Source organism: Micromonospora sp. KC606, assembly GCF_004348675.1.
In the GTDB taxonomy this organism is placed as follows: Bacteria; Actinomycetota; Actinomycetes; order Mycobacteriales; family Micromonosporaceae; genus Micromonospora.
This window is the reverse complement of record NZ_SMKN01000032.1, coordinates 25,576-40,212: the sequence shown is the minus strand read 5'-3', so window position 1 is coordinate 40,212 and position 14,637 is coordinate 25,576. Positions and strand designations below refer to the sequence as shown.

Annotated in this window: 13 protein-coding genes; 9 read left to right on the top strand and 4 right to left on the bottom strand. The window is 72.6% G+C overall.

The annotated features are described in order from the left end of the window. Nucleotides 1-109 precede the first annotated feature (109 nt). The 3 genes from E1193_RS10350 (at nucleotide 110) to E1193_RS10340 (ending at nucleotide 5,608) form a co-directional block, all read left to right on the top strand. Nucleotides 110-1,642, top strand: a complete 1,533-nt coding sequence (locus tag E1193_RS10350) for an acyl-CoA carboxylase subunit beta (RefSeq protein ID WP_132182570.1) — start codon at nucleotides 110-112, stop codon at nucleotides 1,640-1,642. Between the two features lie 93 nt (nucleotides 1,643-1,735). Then, nucleotides 1,736-2,884: an acyl-CoA dehydrogenase family protein gene (locus E1193_RS10345; RefSeq protein ID WP_132182568.1), complete on the top strand. Its 1,149-nt coding sequence runs from the start codon at nucleotides 1,736-1,738 to the stop codon at nucleotides 2,882-2,884. A 114-nt stretch (nucleotides 2,885-2,998) separates the two neighbouring features. Then, nucleotides 2,999-5,608, top strand: a complete 2,610-nt coding sequence (locus tag E1193_RS10340; protein WP_132182566.1) for a helix-turn-helix domain-containing protein — start codon at nucleotides 2,999-3,001, stop codon at nucleotides 5,606-5,608. A gap of 346 nt (nucleotides 5,609-5,954) precedes the next feature. Here E1193_RS10340 and E1193_RS10335 read toward each other — a convergent pair whose 3' ends face one another. Then, nucleotides 5,955-6,458, bottom strand: a complete 504-nt coding sequence (locus E1193_RS10335; RefSeq protein ID WP_132182564.1) for a MarR family transcriptional regulator — start codon at nucleotides 6,456-6,458, stop codon at nucleotides 5,955-5,957. 100 nt (nucleotides 6,459-6,558) lie between these two features. On the opposite strand from E1193_RS10335, the gene E1193_RS10330 reads away from it, so the two are divergent. Both E1193_RS10330 and E1193_RS10325 read left to right on the top strand, forming a co-directional pair. Further along, nucleotides 6,559-7,137, top strand: coding sequence for a YceI family protein (locus E1193_RS10330; RefSeq protein WP_132182562.1), 579 nt, complete (start codon nucleotides 6,559-6,561; stop codon nucleotides 7,135-7,137). A 236-nt stretch (nucleotides 7,138-7,373) separates the two neighbouring features. Further along, nucleotides 7,374-8,852, top strand: coding sequence for a glutamate--cysteine ligase (locus E1193_RS10325; RefSeq protein ID WP_132182560.1), 1,479 nt, complete (start codon nucleotides 7,374-7,376; stop codon nucleotides 8,850-8,852). Between the two features lie 38 nt (nucleotides 8,853-8,890). Here the strand turns inward: E1193_RS10325 and E1193_RS10320 are convergent, their stop codons facing one another. Continuing rightward, nucleotides 8,891-10,120: a hypothetical protein gene (locus E1193_RS10320; protein ID WP_132182558.1), complete on the bottom strand. Its 1,230-nt coding sequence runs from the start codon at nucleotides 10,118-10,120 to the stop codon at nucleotides 8,891-8,893. 114 nt (nucleotides 10,121-10,234) lie between these two features. Here E1193_RS10320 and E1193_RS10315 point away from each other — a divergent pair, with 114 nt between their 5' ends. Together E1193_RS10315 and E1193_RS10310 are read left to right on the top strand one after the other, a co-directional pair. Further along, the gene (locus E1193_RS10315; protein ID WP_132182556.1) at nucleotides 10,235-10,894 is read left to right on the top strand and encodes a PASTA domain-containing protein; all 660 of its coding nucleotides are present in this window, start codon (nucleotides 10,235-10,237) and stop codon (nucleotides 10,892-10,894) included. A gap of 227 nt (nucleotides 10,895-11,121) precedes the next feature. Further along, a complete protein-coding gene (locus E1193_RS10310) occupies nucleotides 11,122-11,907 on the top strand; it encodes a PASTA domain-containing protein (protein ID WP_132182554.1) in 786 nt (261 codons plus the stop codon). 4 nt (nucleotides 11,908-11,911) lie between these two features. On the opposite strand, the gene E1193_RS10305 is transcribed toward E1193_RS10310, so the two are convergent. Next, nucleotides 11,912-12,454, bottom strand: coding sequence for a hypothetical protein (locus E1193_RS10305; protein ID WP_132182552.1), 543 nt, complete (start codon nucleotides 12,452-12,454; stop codon nucleotides 11,912-11,914). Between the two features lie 102 nt (nucleotides 12,455-12,556). Continuing rightward, nucleotides 12,557-12,841 (bottom strand): hypothetical protein, encoded by a 285-nt coding sequence (locus E1193_RS10300; RefSeq protein WP_132182550.1) that lies wholly within the window; start codon nucleotides 12,839-12,841, stop codon nucleotides 12,557-12,559. Between the two features lie 622 nt (nucleotides 12,842-13,463). On the opposite strand from E1193_RS10300, the gene E1193_RS10295 reads away from it, so the two are divergent. Then, nucleotides 13,464-14,345: a helix-turn-helix transcriptional regulator gene (locus tag E1193_RS10295; protein WP_132182548.1), complete on the top strand. Its 882-nt coding sequence runs from the start codon at nucleotides 13,464-13,466 to the stop codon at nucleotides 14,343-14,345. Continuing rightward, on the top strand, nucleotides 14,315-14,536 hold the full coding sequence (locus E1193_RS10290) for a DUF397 domain-containing protein (protein WP_132182576.1): 222 nt from the start codon (nucleotides 14,315-14,317) through the stop codon (nucleotides 14,534-14,536). Before E1193_RS10295 ends, E1193_RS10290 begins: the two co-directional genes overlap by 31 nt. The last annotated feature ends 101 nt before the right edge of the window (nucleotides 14,537-14,637 follow it).

Sequence of the window (14,637 nt, the reverse complement as noted above, 5' to 3'; positions counted from 1 at the left end):
AGGCGGGGGTGGCGGGGTCGCCGGAAGGGCGCGCGATGCGCTAGCCTAACGATCGTTCAGGTCGGTTCGTCCGCTCACGAGGCGGCGGCGCAGGGGCGAGGGAGTCGGCGTGACGCTCGACGGTGAGGCACTGGAGCAGCTACGCAAGCGCGCCCGCGCCGGCGGTGCGGACAAGTACCACGCGGCGAATGCCGCCAAGGGCAAGCTCTTCGCCCGTGAGCGGGTCGCCCTGCTGGTGGACGACGGCTCGTTCATCGAAGACGGCCTGTACGCAAACGCGATGGCCGAGGGCCTGTCGGCCGACGGCGTGGTCACCGGCACCGCCTCCATCGACGGTCGACAGGTCTGCCTGATGGCGAACGACTCGACGGTGAAGGCCGGCAGTTGGGGCGCCCGTACCGTCGAGAAGATCATCCGGATCATCGAGCGGGCGTACGCGACCGGAGTGCCGATGGTCTACCTCGTCGACTCTGCCGGCGCCCGGATCACTGACCAGGTCGAGCTGTTTCCCGGCCGGCGTGGCGCCGGGAGGATCTTCTGGAACCAGGTCCGCGCCTCCGGCTCGATCCCGCAGGTCTGCGCGCTGTTCGGGCCGAGCGCGGCCGGCGGGGCGTACATTCCGGCGTTCTGCGACGTGGTGGCCATGGTGGACGGCAACGCCAGCATGTACCTCGGCTCGGACCGGATGGTCGAGATGGTCACCGGCGAGAAGACCACGCTGGAGGCGATGGGCGGGGCGAAGGTGCACTGCGCCGAGTCCGGCGTCGGGCACTTTCTCTGCAAGACCGAGGCCGAGGCGCTCGACGTGGTGAGGCGCTACCTGTCGTATCTGCCGGCGAACTGGACGCAGGCGCCGCCGGCCGCCGAGCCGGTGGCCGCGCCGGAGAAAGTCGACCTGGCCGCGCTGGTGCCGGCCAGCGAGCGGCAGGCGTTCGACATGCGCCGGTACGCCCGGGGCCTGCTCGACGCGGGCAGCTTCTTCGAGATCCAGGCGCTCTGGGCCAGGGAGCTGACGATCGGCTTCGGCCGCCTGGCCGGCGAGGTCGTCGGGGTGGTCGGCAACAACTCGATGTTCAAGGGCGGGGTGCTCTTCGTCGACTCGGCCGACAAGGCGACCCGGTTCGTGCAGCTCTGCGACGCGTTCAACGTGCCGCTGCTGTTCCTGTCCGACGTGCCCGGGTTCATGGTGGGCAGCGCGGTGGAGAGGCAGGGCATCATCCGGCACGGCGCAAAGATGATCACCGCGATCTCGGAGGCGACCGTGCCCAAGATCTGCGTGGTGGTGCGCAAGGCGTACGGCGCGGGCCTCTACGCGATGGCCGGCCCCGGCTTCGAGCCGGACGCGACGATCGCGCTGCCGACCGCGAAGATCGCGGTGATGGGCGCGGAGGCCGCGGTCAACGCCGTCTACGCCAACAAGATCGCCGCAATCGAGGACGAGGCCGAACGGTCCGCGTTCGTGACCGCCAAGCGCGAGGAGTACGAGCGGGACATCGACATCGTCCGACTCGCCAGCGAGCTGGTGGTCGACGCGATCGTCGAGCCGCACGAGCTCCGCGCCGAGCTGGTCCGCCGCTTCGCCGCCGCACGCACCAAGGACCGGCACTTCTCGCGCCGTCGGCACGGCGTCACCCCGGTCTGACGCCACCCCGCGGTGGTCCTGGCACGTCCGGGACCAGCATCACCCGTCCCGGCGTCACGAGCGCCCGGCGGCCCAGCCACACAGGAGGATCAGATGGACTTCCGGCTCAGCGAGGAACAAGAGGCGCTGCGGTCCAGCGTGCGGGAGTTCGCCCGCGAGGTGATCGCCCCGGTCATCGGCGAGTACTACGAGAAGCACACCTTCCCGTACGAGATCATCCGGCAGATGGGCAAGATGGGCCTGTTCGGCCTGCCCTTCGGCGAGGAGTACGGCGGCATGGGCGGCGACTACTTCGCGCTCTGCCTGGCCCTGGAGGAACTGGCCCGGGTCGACTCCAGCGTGGCCATCACCCTGGAGGCGGCGGTCTCCCTCGGCGCGATGCCGATCTACAGGTTTGGTACCCCGGAGCAGCAGGCGCAGTGGCTGCCGAAGCTGCTCAGCGGTGAGGCGCTCGCCGGCTTCGGCCTGACCGAGCCGGGCACCGGCTCGGACGCGGGCGGCACCCGGACGAGGGCGGTCCTGGACGGCGACGAGTGGGTGATCAACGGAGCGAAGGCGTTCATCACCAACTCGGGCACCGACATCACCACGCTGGTCACCGTCATGGCCGTCACCGGTACCCGGCCCGACGGCGGCAAGGAACTGTCCACCATCATTGTGCCGAACGGAACCCCGGGTTTCACGGTCGCTCCGGGGTACTCGAAGGTCGGCTGGGCGGCGTCGGACACCCACGAGTTGGCCTTCGACGACTGCCGAGTCCCGGCGGCCAACCTGCTCGGCGAGCGAGGGCGCGGGTTCGCCCAGTTCCTGCGCATCCTCGACGAGGGCCGGATCGCCATCGCCGCGCTCGCTGTCGGTCTGGCCCAGGGCTGCGTCGACGAGTCGATCAGGTACGCGAAGGAGCGGCAGGCGTTCGGCCAGCCGATCGGCAGCTACCAGGCGATCCAGTTCAAGATCGCCGACATGGAGCTGAAGGCGCACACCGCGCGGCTGGCCTACTACGACGCGGCGGCGCGGATGCTGGCCGGCGAGCCGTTCAAGCGGCAGGCCGCGATCGCGAAGCTGCACGCCAGCACCATCGCCGTCGACAACGCCCGCGAGGCGACCCAGATCCACGGCGGCTACGGATTCATGAACGAGTACCCGGTGGCCCGCTTCTGGCGGGACGCCAAGATCCTGGAGATCGGTGAGGGCACCTCCGAGGTGCAGCGGATGATCATCGCGCGGGACCTCGGCGTCTGATTCCCGGCGAGCCCGGCCGCGCGTCGTGCGGCAAGGGCTCTGTCAGGTTCCGGGCCGTCGGGCATACGACGTATCGGTGTCTCCCGTCGTATCCCATCCGTACCCTTCCTGCCCATGACCCCGGCTCATGATCACGTGTCGGGCCCGGGTGGTCGTACCCTGCTCGGGGAATTGTTGCGGGGGCACCGCCTGGCCGCCGATCTCACCCAGGCCGAGTTGGCGGAGCGGGCTGGGCTCGGGGTGCGGACGGTGCGGGACCTGGAGCGCGGCCGGGCCAGCCGGCCGCAGCGCAGCACCGTCGAACTGCTCGCCGACGCGCTCGGCCTCACCGGCGAGGCCCGCGTCACCTTCCTCTCCGCCGCCCGGCGGCGGACCAAGGAACGCGCCGCCGCCGGGGACGGGGACACGCCGGCCGGCACCGGCGCCATCGCCACTTCCGCCGCCGCCTCGGGTACGCCGCTCGCGCTCCCACCCCCGGCCGAGCTGGTCGGCCGGGAGCGGGACCGAGCCGACGTGGTCGCCCTGCTCACCGCCGACGGGGGACCGCCGGTGGTGAGCCTGGTCGGGTTGGCTGGCGTCGGCAAGACCGCACTGGCCCTGGCGGTGGCACACGAGGTGGTTGACGCGCACCCGGGCGGGTCGGCCGGGGTGCTGGTCGGCGAGAGTACGGACGCCGCCGACATGCTCGCCACGGTCAGCGCGGTGCTGGGCGCGTCCTGCCTGCCCGATCTCGCCGGCCGGCTCCGTGGCCGCCCGGCGCTGCTGCTGGTGGACGCGGTGGAACGGGCGCCCGGACCGGTGGCCGAGGCGTTGCGGCAGCTCACCGACGTGGTGCCCACCTTGCGGGTGCTGGTGACGGGCCGGCATCCAGTGGGCGTACCGGGAGAGCTGGTCCGGCCGGTCGCCCCGCTGGACGTGCCCCCGCCCGACGTGCGCGACGCCGCCGGCCTGGCCCGGTACCCAGCAGCGACGCTCTTCACCGCCCGCCTCGCCCGGGTCCGCCGGGAGCCACCCGACCAGCGGGAACTGCCCGCCCTGACCGCGCTGGTGCGCCGGCTCGGCGGCCTGCCGCTCGCCATCGAGCTGATGGCCGCCCGGGGCCGGGTCCTCGACCTGGACGAGCTGCTCGACCGGTACGGCGACCGGGTGCTCGACCTGGCCGCCGCCGACCCGGGCCACCGGGGGTGGGAGCCGGCCGGGACGGCCGTGCGGGCCGCGGCGCCGGTGACCCTGCGGGAGGCGGTGGCCACCAGCTACCGTCTGCTCGCCGGGCCCGAACGGGCGGCGCTGCGCCGGCTCGCCGTCTTCACCAACCGGTGGTCCGTGGAGCTGGCCGAGGAGTTACTGGCCGACGAGGTCGCTCCGGTCACCGACCCGGTCCCGCTGCTGGACCGGCTGGTGCAGCTCGGCCTGGTCAGCATCCGGGGCACCGGGGAGTTCCGGTTCCGGCTGCTCGACGCGGTCCGGGACTTCGCCCTCGAACAGGCGGCCGGGCGTGGCGAGCTGACCGCGATCCGCCGCCGGCACGCGGTGGTCGTCACCCGGCTGGTGGCCCGCACCGCACCGGATCTGGTCGGCCCGGAGCTGTCCCGTGCGGTGCGCCGACTAGACGAGGTGACCAGCGACATCGGTACCGCCCTGGCGCACGCGGCCACCGACGACCCGCACACCGCGCTGCGGCTGGCAACCGCGCTGCCCCGCTGGTGGCGGCTGCGTGGGCGCGACGTCACCGGACGGCAGTGGTTGCGGCGGCTGCTGGCGGACCCGCGTACCGCCGACGCCGACCGAATGTTGCGGGCCTGGGCGCTGCTCGGGGTGGCCCGGCTGGCGGCCGAGCACGGCGCGGGGGCACAGGAGCTGATGGCGGTTCGCTCGGCGCTCGACGTGTTCGGCACGTTCGGCGACGTCACCGGCGAACTGGAGGCGCGCACCGTGCTCTGTGCGCTGCTGATCGCCACCGGCGACCACGACGGGGCGCGGGAGCAGGCGCAAGCGGTGTTGGCTCTGGCCAGCATGCACGACCGGCCACGAGACATGGCGGTCGCCCAGAACAACCTCACCTGGCACGAGATCCGCCTAGGCAACCTGGCCGGTGCCCGCCGTCGACTTGCCACGGTCGACCGGCTGGCCGCACAGTGCGGCGAGCGGCGGCTGCGTCTGCTTGCCCGGGCCAATCTGGCCGAGGTGGTCCGTCACCAGGGCCGGTACGCCGAGGCGGCCGAGCGGGGCCGGCGGGTGGCGAGGGTGCTGGGCGAGCTGGGCGACCCGGGGCACCACCGCCGGGTGCTCGGCACGGTGGGGTTGGCGTTGGCCCAGGGCGGTCGGCTGGACGAGGCGGCCGAGGTCCTCGCCGTGCTGCGGGCGAGCGCGTGCCAGGCTGCCGCCCCGAGGTCCGCGTCCGGGCACCCGGGCTCCGGCCCGCCGGCCGTATGGCGGCCGGAGGAGGGGATCTGCGCGCTGATCGAGGGGACCATGGCCCTGCGGCGGGGCGACCGGGAGTTGGCGGCGGAGTGGTTCGGTGTCGCGGCGGAGGCCGGTGCCACCGGCCAGGACCGGCGGGACGTGATCGAGGCGCTGGTCGGCCTGGTGGCGAGCACAGGCGATCCGGTGGCGCGTGAGCGCCTCGACCGGGCCTGCCGGCAGAGCGGCATCCGGCTCGTGCCCTACGAGCTGGAGCTACTGCGCGACCAAGGGCTGCCCCGCGTCGCCGGCGCGGACGACTGAGGTTTGCCGGCCACTGCCCGGTCGCTGGGCTGCCCGGTCGGCGGCTGTCCGGCGGGTGGCACCCGGGCCGATCGCTGCGGCGGTGCGCGGACGGGTGGTGGTTGACTGCCCGAGCCGGATGGGTCCGTGCCGACGGCCGGGCGGCAATAGGTCTGGTGACGTGGAGGGAGGCGCGAGCGAAGAAGCCCCCTGGTGACACCCTCGCTCGATCGCTCGCGCCCAGCACCCCCCGGTGCTTCCCCGCGCGAGACGTACGCTAGCCAGTCCACCTGTCCTGTTTGTCGGCGTTCCCGGGGGTTGTTCCGGTCGTCTGTCAGGTTCTGCCGGTGATTCTGCCGGTGGTGCCTCAGTCGGCGGAATCGATCTTCTCGTCTCCGGAGGTGGTGCTGCCCGCCGTGGCGCCGGGATGTACGGCGTCGCGTACCCGGCGCAGGCCGTCGAGTGTCGCGGCCAGGGCGTCCGGTTCGAGCTGGCCGGTGAACCATTGCTCGATGATCCGCAGGTGACCGGGGATCGTCTCGTTCAGTCGCTTCAGGCCGGAGGCGGTGACCATCGCGTGCGAGCTGCGCCGGTCGGACGGGCAGGCCCGCCGACAGAGCAGGCCGTCGCGTTCCATCCGGTCCACCACGCGGGTGACACCGCTGGTGGAGAGGGAGGTCTGGGCGGCGAGATCGGTCATCCGCAGTCGATGCCCCGGTGAGCGGGCGAGTCGCATCAACACCTCGAACTCGACGGCGGAGAGGCCGTGCTCCTCGTACTGCGCGGCGAACCGGGCCGACAGCCCGGCGTACGCCTCGACGAGCAGGCCGACGGCGGTGATCCTGGGGTCGTCGAACACGTTCTGGTCCACCTGGCCATCCTACCAGTACTTGACACGGGGAATATTGCAACCGTTATAGTTGCTCAGTCAGTCGTCGGGCTACTAAACAATCTCCCTGGAGGGCAGTTTCATGACCAGCACCGAGTCGGTTACCCGCGACTGGGAAGGCCTCACCATCCCAGCTCCCGGCACCTACCTGCTGGACGCGGCACACAAGCGGGTCGGCTTCGTCGCCCGGCACATGATGGTCAGCAAGGTGCGCGGCGAGTTCGCCGACGTGACCGCCACCATCACCGTCGCCGAGGACCCGATGCAGTCCTCGGTGGCTGCCACCATCCAGGCGGCCAGCATCGACACCAAGCAGGCCGACCGGGACGCCCACCTGCGCAGCCCGGAGTTCCTCGACGTCGAGGCGTTCCCGACGCTGGAGTACCGCAGCACCAGCGTGAAATCCCGGGACGGCAACGAGTTCGTCCTGCTCGGTGAGCTGACCATCAAGGGTGTCACCCGGCAGGTCGAGCTGGAGGTCGAGTTCGAGGGCGTCGGCCACACCCCGTTCGGCACCGACGTGTTCGGCTTCACCGCCAGCACCGAGATCGACCGCGAGGACTTCGGCCTCACCTGGAACGTGGCGCTGGAGACCGGCGGGGTGCTGGTCGGCAAGAAGATCAAGATCGAGATTGAGGGCGAGGCCGTACGCCAGGCCTGAGCCACCCGCCGACGAAGGCCCCCGCTCCGCGAGCGGGGGCCTCGCCGCATCCACCGTGCGAATTGTCACTTCTCGTCGGCGACTCCGTGTCGGTTTGGGCGACGGCCGCGGGGTAGAGAGGGGCGCAGCGCGTACCGTCGGTGGCCTCTGGCCCTCGCGCGAAAGCGCTCTTACGGTTGGTTCACCAACGCGCGGTGGGACGGCACGGTCCCGCGCGCCTCGCGCCAGGAGGGCACATGGGTAGAGACGTCGAGCAGGGCGCCTTCTCCCGGGAGGACCGGGTCCGCTACCGGCAGAAGGTCCGGCGCTGCCTGGACGTCTTCGCGCTGATGCTGGACGATTTCGGCTTCGACGCGGACCGACCGATGACCGGCCTGGAGATCGAGCTCAACCTGATGGACCCGGCGGCGGAGCCGGCGATGCGCAACGAGGAGATTCTGGCCGCCATCGCGGACCCGCTGTTCCAGACCGAACTGGGGCAGTTCAACCTGGAGTTGAACGCGAAGCCCCGGCTGATCGAGGGCACCGGCTTCGCCGACTACGAGCAGGATCTTCGCAGCAGCCTCACCCGCGCCGACGAGCGCGCGGCGAAGTCCGACGCCCGCATCGTCCTGGTCGGCATCCTGCCCACCCTCACCGCGCGTCACCTGGTGGCCGACAACCTCTCCACCAACGAGCGCTACCGGGTGCTCAACGACCAGATCGTCGGCGCCCGGGGCGAGGACCTCGAGCTGGATATCCGGGGCGTCGAACGGCTCCAGACCCACACCGACTCGATCGCGCCGGAGGCCGCCTGCACCAGCCTCCAGTTCCACCTCCAGGTCGCGCCGGACAGTTTCGCCGACTACTGGAACGCCTCGCAGGCCATCGCGGGCGTCCAGGTCGCGGTCGGCGCCAACTCCCCGTTCCTGTACGGACGGCAACTCTGGGCAGAGACTCGCATCGCGCTGTTCGCGCAGGCCACCGACACCCGCCCGGATGAGCTGAAGGCCCAGGGCGTGCGCCCCAGGGTGTGGTTCGGGGAACGGTGGATAACCTCGATCTTCGACCTGTTCGAGGAGAACGTCCGTTACTTCTCGCCGCTGCTGCCGATCTGCGAGGACGAGGACCCGGTCGAGGTGCTGCACGCCGGCGGCGTGCCGCGGCTGGCGGAGCTGCGCCTGCACAACGGCACCGTCTACCGCTGGAACCGCCCGGTCTACGACATCATGAACGGCCGCCCCCACCTGCGGGTGGAGAACCGCGTGCTGCCCGCCGGCCCGACCGTGGTCGACATGCTGGCCAACGCGGCCTTCTATTTCGGCCTGGCGCGCGGGCTTGCCGAGGCGGACCGTCCCATCTGGAGTCAGCTCCCCTTCAGCTCCGCCGAGGAGAACTTCCACGCCGCCGCCCGCCGGGGCATGGACGCCGTGCTGCACTGGCCCCGGCTCGGCGACGTGCCGGTGACCAAGCTGGTCCTGGACACCCTGCTGCCGACGGCGGCCACCGGACTGGACCGGTTCGGCGTCGCCCCGACCGAACGGGACCGGCTGCTCGGCATCATCGAGCAGCGCTGCCGTACCGGCCGCAACGGTGCGGTGTGGCAGACCGAGGCGGTCTGGGCGGCCGAGCGGCACCGCGGCATGGACCGCGACGCGGCCCTGCACCAGATGGCCCGCCGCTACGCCGACCTCCAGCGCAGCAACCAGCCGGTGCACACCTGGCCGGTCGACTGACGCCGCTCCGCCGCCGGAGGGAGCATCGCCGGGGCCCGTCAACGGGTGCGGTGACCGGGCCGGGTCTTCGGACCGGCCCCGGGGCCGGTCGGCTTGTCCGGGTCGCCGCTCGGCTGCCCGGGACCCTCCCCGGAGGCGGCATCGGGGCTTTCGGCGGCCGGAGCCCTCCGCCCGATCGGAACGGCCCCGTCCGATGCCGGGTCGATCGGGGTGGTCGCGAGGGGTGCGGGGTCGGTCGGCTCGGCCGATCGCGGAGCCGGGACGGCCGGGAGCGGTGCGGCGGCGGTGGTCTCCCCGCCAACCGGCGTCGGATCGTCGGCCGGCGGCAGCGGCGGCTCGTCGGCGCGCTGCCGGAACACGGAGCCCTGCTGCCCGGCGGCGGCGCGACGCACGGCGCGCTGGGCGAGCGCGGCCACCAGCACCGAGCCGGCGGCACCGACCAGGACCGCGTACGGGGCGACGAGATGCGCCGACACCTGCGCCGGGGTGACCGAGGCGAGGCGGGGCACGGCCAGCAGGTAGGCCACCGCGACGAGGAGCGGTCCGGCCGCGCCGGAGATCGCCGCGCCGAGCCCGCGCGGTGCCAGGCGGGCGGCACGCCGGGCGGCCAGCGCGCCGATCAGCAGCGCCGAACCGGTGGCGAGCAACACTCCCGGCCAGTAGACGTAGTCGCGCAGCCAATAGCCCGGCCGGTCGGCGCTGATCTGCCAGATGCCGAGCTGGGCGGTGTTCAGGCCGCGCCCGGCGAGGGCTCCGTCCACCACCGACACCACGGCGAGCAGCCAGAGCCAGCCCACCGTGATGATCACGTTGGTGGCGGCGGCCCGGACGGAGAGCGCCCAGAGCGCGGCCAGTAGGCCCAGCAGCACGCCGCCGGCCGCGTAGCCGGCTGCGACGGCCGGTGGGGACGAGGTGTGGGGCGCGGTGGCCACCCGGGCGGGGACGGCCACCAGCAGGACTGTGAGCGAGGCGCCCACCGCGGCGGCGACCGCCAGCGTCGCCCGGCGCAAGACGCCGCCGGGAGGCGGCTCGTCGCTGCCCCGCTCGTCGAGTCGCTGCGCGCAGACGGCGCCGAGCACGGTGGAGACGGCCGCTATCCAGGTCGCCCATGCCAGGCTCGCGAACCAGGCCGCTTCGACACGCACGGTGTCGACCGGTGCCCAGTCGATGATGCCCAGCCCGTAGGCGAAGCCCAGTTGCGCCGCGCCGACGCCGGCAGCGACACCGGCCGCGGTGGCGGTTGATCCTCCCCAGCGTCGTCCGGCCATGTCGGGGAGCGTAACGTCCCCTGGTCGGCCGGGCGAGCCGTGGCGGTGTCCGTGCGACATGTGGTGACGGCTTGGCGGCAACCGGTACGGTCGCGGTGACGAGGCGGGAGCGCGATGAACGACGGACAGACCCTTCCGGACAATCCGGAGCCCCGGCAGCCGGGCCGGGGGACCCTGCTGCTGGGCGGCGGCCTGGTTCTCGTTCTGCTCGCCGCCGTGGGTGCGACCGCCGGATGGCTGCTCGCCGACCCCGCCGAGCCCTCGACCGGGTCGTCGGTCGCCGCGCCGTCCACCGCTTCCTCGGCGCGGGCGACTTCCGCGGCCCCGCCGCGGCCCGCCGCCGACCGGCCGACCGCTCCACGCACCAGCGCAGCGCCGCCCCGACCCTCCGCCGACCTCACCGTGCCGGACGTGGTCGGTGCCGACTTCGAGAAGGCCCGCGACGAACTGCGCGATCGGAAACTGGGCTGGCGGTTGGTCTTCGGCACCGGGAGCGGACGCGAGGTGTTGCGGACGGTGCCGGCCGCGGACGCCCCGGTCACCCGGGGAACCACCGTCCAGTTGTACGTGGCGGGGCCGGCGCCGGAGGTCGAGGTGCCGGATCTCGACGACGAGGACTGCGCCGACGTCCCCGGGAAACTGGGCGAGCGCGGCCTCTACCCCCGTTACCCGACCGGAGGTGTCGGCACGGTCAGCGCCCAGGATCCGCCGGGCGGCAGCACCGCGCGGTGGAACGACCCGGTCTCCGTGACCTGCACCCCGGAGCAGGACTAACTGCTCTGGCTGGCGAGACCACCGGACTCCCACGCTTTGGCGACGGAGCCGGAATCGGGGCCGGCTGGCGGGTGGGTGGCCGCCAGACCCGGTGGTGACGGTAGGAGTGGAGCCAGCCAGCCAGCTGGCAGTGCGGCGCGGCGTGCTGATCCGGGCGGGTGGTGTCCCGGGCCGTTACCGTGACGGGTGAGGCCACGACGCCTGCCCGGTGGGGGAGAGGACGTGCCATGAGCGACGACCGCCAGGAGCCACTCCCCGACGACGCGACGCACCCCCTGCCGCCGGCGGACCGTCCCTCCGGCGGGCAACCCCTCGACGCCACCGCGCGGCAGGCACCCCTCGACGCCACCGCGCGGCAGGAACCCCTCGACGCCACGGCCCGGCAGGAGCCGGCGGACCGGACCCGGCAGCTTCCGCCGGCTGCCGCCACCCCGCCGGAGCCGAACCCGGCCGTCTGGTCGGGCCGCGCCGGGGTGCCGCCGCCCCGACCGCCCGACTACTCCGAGCCGATGTGGTACGGCGAGGAGCAGCGCGAGCCCCGCTGGTGGATGCCGATCCTGTTGGGGATCCTGGCCCTGCTCCTGCTCGGCGTCCTGGGCGGCGGCGTCTGGCTGGCGGTGCGCACGCCCGAGCGGGACGAGGCACCGACCCCGCCTCCGGCGCCGACCAGCGCGCCGGTGACCACGGCAGCACCGACCAGCGCCGCCCCGACCACCGAGCCGGCCAGCACCCCGCCGGCCACCGAGGTGGTCCCGGTGCCGATGCCACCCCTGGTCGGGCTGCCCGGGGCGACGGCCGAGCGGATTCTCGACCGGCTCGACCTGTCTTACCGGGTGGAGACCCGGGAGTCGTCCGAACAGGTGCCGGGCACGGTGGTCGAGACCGACCCGGAGGCCGGTGCGCCGGTAGGTCCCGGGGAGGAGGTGACGCTGGTGGTCGCCGCCGCGCCGTCGCCATCCCCGCCGGGCGGCGAGCCGGGTGAGCCGACGGCCGGGGCGACCACGACCCCCTGACCGCTCACCACCGTCGGCGTCTGCTGCCCACCAGGCCCAGCCCGGCCAGCGAGACCGCCAACCCGAGCGACCCGGCCCAGAACAGTGACCGGCTGAGGGCCTGCCGCTGGTCGACGAAGGATCGGCGCGCTGGTGCGTCGGCGAGCGATTCCTCGCCCCCGCCGCCGCCCGGCTCGATGCCGCTGCTGCGGGCGGTGCCGGAGACCGGACCAGCGGCGACACCCGGCCCGGCGTCGGCGGGGATGTCGTCAGTCGGTCCGGCGTCGGCGCCGTGCCCGGCGTGAGCCGGGACGTCATCGGTGGGGAGAGCGCCGTCGGTGCCGGCCCAGTCGTCGGAGTCGCCGAGGCTTCCGTCGTCGGGCGGGGCCTCGACCACGGTGATCTCGGGAGCCGGCACCGGCTCGGCCAGCCGGGTCGCCGACTCGGCCGGGTAGCGCACCAGCACGACGAGCGTGAGGGCGGCGCCGACCAGCGCCATCAGACCGAAGGTGTAACCCGTACGGGACTTGTGGTTCCGCCGCGCGGCGGGCATCTCGAGCATGGCCATCCCAGGTTCAGGGTCCGGGACGCGCGGGGTGGTGACTTTCGCCGGGGTGGGCGTACCGAGTCTATGGCGACGGCACGCCTCCCGGCGGGGTAACGGAGAAGCTCAGCCCACCGGAACGGGCTTACGGTTGAGCGGCCGCCGGGGCCGCACGGTGTGTGGGCGTAGGGCGGGGGCCGCCTGGAGCGTGCGGAGTCCTGCCTGCTGGACGAAGATCGACCGCCGGTTGACCGCGTCCCCCGCCGCGTTCAACTCGTAGCCGTCGAGCCAGAGCCAACCGTCATAGGTCGGCCAGTCGAGTACCCGGATGACCCGGAACGTGATGGGCCGGATGAACTGGACACTCGCCGCGCGAGTCACGTGCAGTACGTCACCGGAGCGGGGAAGCACATGGGCTCCTGGGGAGAAGTGGCCGGCAAGGCGCGCCGACCGGATTCGATCGAGGGAAGTGATACGGGCCCATGATCGGGTGGTGCCCCGTGGGCCGGTGAAACCTGGTGCTGGTCGGGCCGTATCCGCTGGTGGCGGACCGCCACCCGACCATCACCCGGATGCTCCCGGGTACCGCTCCCGCCGCCGCAGCCGTCGGGCGTGCAGCGGCGGGGTCTTCACCCCGGGGGCAGGTCTCATCGCGGTCGGCGGGGGCCGCCCGACCGTCTCGCCACCGGTGGCTTTACCACGGCGGGAGATCATCCGAAGACGGTCAGTGACCCGAGCCATACGGACAGATTGCATCAGCGTCGTGCGACATGCAAGTTGCACGTCGACTTTTGCCGATACGCGAGCACGACACGTGAACAAGGCGCTTGATGACGCCGACCCCGGAGCGGCACACTGGACGCCGGTTTCGCCCGACGCGGCCGGTCGACGACCGGCACCACCCCTGCCGCGAACGATCGCCCGCCATCCGGTCGCGCCCTCGGCGGGTGTCGACGCCGGCGCGAGCGACCGGAGGTAACCGGGTGAGCGCGAGGAACGAGCGTTCCCGTCCCGCCGTCCGCGGAGCAGCGCGGTGAGCGAGCGGCGCAGCCCCACGATCCGGCGACGGCGGCTGGGGGCCGAACTACGTCGGCAGCGTGAGACCGCCGGGATCACCATCGAGGCGGTCGCCGAGCAGCTCGAGTGCTCGGCCTCGAAGATATCGCGGATCGAGACCGGCCACACCTCCGCGACGCCCCGGGACGTCCGCGACATGCTGCGGATCTACGGCGTGGTCGGCGCGGAGAGCGACGAGCTGGTGCAGATCGCGCGAGAGGCCCGGCAGAAGGGTTGGTGGCACCCGTACAGCACGGTGCTGGTCGGGGCGTACGTCGGGCTGGAGGCCGCCGCCAGCTCGATAAGGGCGTACGAGCAGCAGGTGGTGCCGGGCCTGCTGGAGACCGAGGAGTACGCCAGCGCGATGATCCGGGCGGCCCGCCCGGACTTCACCGCCGACCAGGTGCAACAACGGGTGCGTGTCCGTCTGGGGCGTCAGTCGTTGTTGACCCAGGATGATCCGGTCGATCTGTGGGTGGTGCTCGATGAGGCGGTGCTGAGCCGGCCGGTGGGTGGCGACGAGGTGATGCGTGGCCAACTCAGGCGGCTGGTGGAGGTGGCCGAACTGCCGAACGTGACCATGCAGGTCCTGCCCTTCGAGGTGGGTGCGCACGCCGGCATGGACGGCACATTCACCATTCTCAGCTTCCCCGAACCGGGTGATCCCGATGTTGTGTACGCGGAGAACGCCACGGGTGGGCTGTTTCTGGAGAAGAGCGACGAACTGCAGAAGTACAGCTTCATCTTCGACCACATTCGAGCGGCGGCCATCCGTCCGGAGGAGTCCATAGCTCACATCGCAAAACTGGCAGAGGAGCCGCTGTGGAATTGGCGACCAAGGAGTACCCCGTGGACCTGACGCAGGCGACGTGGTTCAAGAGCTCGAAGAGCGGGCCGAACTGCGACAACTGCGTCGAGGTGGCGTACGTGACGGGGGCGGTCGGGGTACGGGACTCGAAGGACAAGACGGGCCCGGCCCTGGTCTTCGCTCCGGGCGACTGGCACGCCTTCGTCGCCGGCGCGCGGAGCGGCGCGTTAATCTCACACTGACCAACGCAGCGTGGCGTTGAGGCGGGCCGGGCGGGGAACTCCCGGCCGGCCCGTCGCCACATCCGCCCCGTCTCGTTGAACCCCTCGGTACGGCGCTGGTC